Origin of the sequence: Paraburkholderia sejongensis (assembly GCF_020880815.1) — a bacterium.
GTDB classification, from domain to species: domain Bacteria; phylum Pseudomonadota; class Gammaproteobacteria; order Burkholderiales; family Burkholderiaceae; genus Paraburkholderia; species Paraburkholderia sejongensis.
Genome location: NZ_JAJITD010000050.1, coordinates 1 through 1,121 on the forward strand (window position 1 = coordinate 1; position 1,121 = coordinate 1,121).

Annotated in this window: 1 protein-coding gene; it reads left to right on the plus strand. The window is 65.0% G+C overall.

Annotated features, from left to right (window positions below; genetic code table 11):
• Positions 1-1,121 (plus strand): ESPR-type extended signal peptide-containing protein (locus LJ656_RS34830; protein ID WP_268998903.1); only part of this gene is annotated, 1,121 nt, incomplete at both ends.

The window sequence follows — 1,121 nt, forward strand, 5'->3', positions numbered from 1 at the left end:
TACAAAAGCATTTGGAATGAATCTCTTGGTTCGTGGGTTGCTGCTTCAGAATTGACGAGCGCGGCGGGAAAACGCAGCAGGGCAAAGATCATTGCGGTGGCGGCAGCTGTGGCGGCAACAGCAATGGGTGTTGCCGGCAATGCACGTGCGGCCGAATATGTAGCTGGAAGCGGTGCGACAACCGACACAAGCCCAACCTCGCCAAGCGGCTACACCTTTGTTAATCCGAATTACCCCGCACCGGCAATCTATTCCACTGCGGTCGGCGATAACGCGAAGTCCTTAGGCGGCGGCACCGCGCTGGGTGACACGGCTGTTGTAAAGGACATCTACGGTGTGGCGTTGGGGGGCTATTCTCTTGCCGGCGCCAAGGCTGCAGCGGTCGGCACCGGCGCGATTGCAACCGGCAACCAGTCAACCGCCCTTGGTTTTAATGCGGCAGCTACCGGCGTCAACTCTGCCTCGCTGGGTTCCTGGAGTACCGCCTCAGGTACATCCTCGGTTGCGCTTGGCTGGACCTCCGTTGCGGCGGGCACGAGTGCCACCGCCGTGGGGGCGGCCGCCGCTGCTGCGGGCAGCTATAGCATAGCGGTCGGCAACCGTGCATCGACGGGGGTCAATGGGAACGGCAATACGGCTGTGGGTATGTCCTCTTCGGCGAACGGCAGTATCACAACAGCAGGTACCTGGACCGGCACGGCGATCGGCACAAACGCGACGGCGGCCGGCGATGGCGCAACGTCGCTCGGCGACTCGGCGAAAGCTACCGCGGACAAGACCCTCGCCGTGGGCCGCGGTGCTCAGGCAAGCGCGCTGAACGCCACTGCGATCGGCGCGGCTGCGAACGCCTCGGCGCAGAACTCGGTCGCCCTCGGCGCAGGCTCGACCACGACCGCCAACCTTGGTGTTGCCGCGTATAACCCGGGTACCGCGACACTCGCCGGGACGAATCCGGCGGGCGAGGTGTCGGTGGGCTCAGCGGGCTACGAGCGTCGGGTGACCAACGTGGCGGCCGGTTCGGCTCCCACCGATGCGGTCAACGTCAGCCAGCTGCAGTCACAGGCTGCCGTGGTGAACTCGCTGTCGACGTCGACCGCGACCGGCATGGCCGCGCTGTCGAG